Source organism: Ensifer sp. GW821-FHT05G01, assembly GCF_059419585.1.
This window is the reverse complement of the sequence record NZ_JBWKSC010000034.1, coordinates 1-520: the sequence shown is the minus strand read 5'-3', so window position 1 is coordinate 520 and position 520 is coordinate 1. Positions and strand designations below refer to the sequence as shown.

Annotated in this window: 1 pseudogene; it reads left to right on the top strand. The window is 62.9% G+C overall.

The features are described from left to right. Positions 1–275, top strand: a pseudogene (locus AC07UR_RS33890) (hypothetical protein); the annotation flags it as partial. Positions 276–520 lie beyond the last annotated feature (245 nt).

Genomic DNA, 520 nt, shown 5'->3' with positions numbered 1-520 from the left:
ACGGCGACACGATCTACGGCTTTACGCCGGGAGACCGGATCGACTTCTCCTCGATCGATGCCAACACCGGACAGGCGGGTCTGCAGCACTTCACGCTTTCGGCCGGAACGACGCTCTCGGGCGCCGGCCAGATCGTGGTGACGCATGAGACCCAGGACGGCGCCGACGTCACGGTGATCCGCGGCAGTGTCGACGCCGACCCGGATGCCGACTTCGAGCTTTCGATCGCCGGCACGCATAACCTCAAGGTCGCCGACTTCAACGGCGTCTCCTGAGCAGGAAGCGTTATTCCCGGCCGGTCGCTCTGACCGGCCGGGACAGCATGCGGGCGGACAAAAGGGGATCTCATCATGAGCAAGAAGAAAGAGCCGCAACACAAGATCGGCGGCATGCGCGGTATCCTGATCTATCTCTTCGGCCTTTCCGGCCTGATCAACATCCTGGCGCTGACCGGCGCCTTCTACATGCTGCAGATCTACGATCGGGCGCTGACCAGCGGCAGCATCTCCACTTTGGTGGC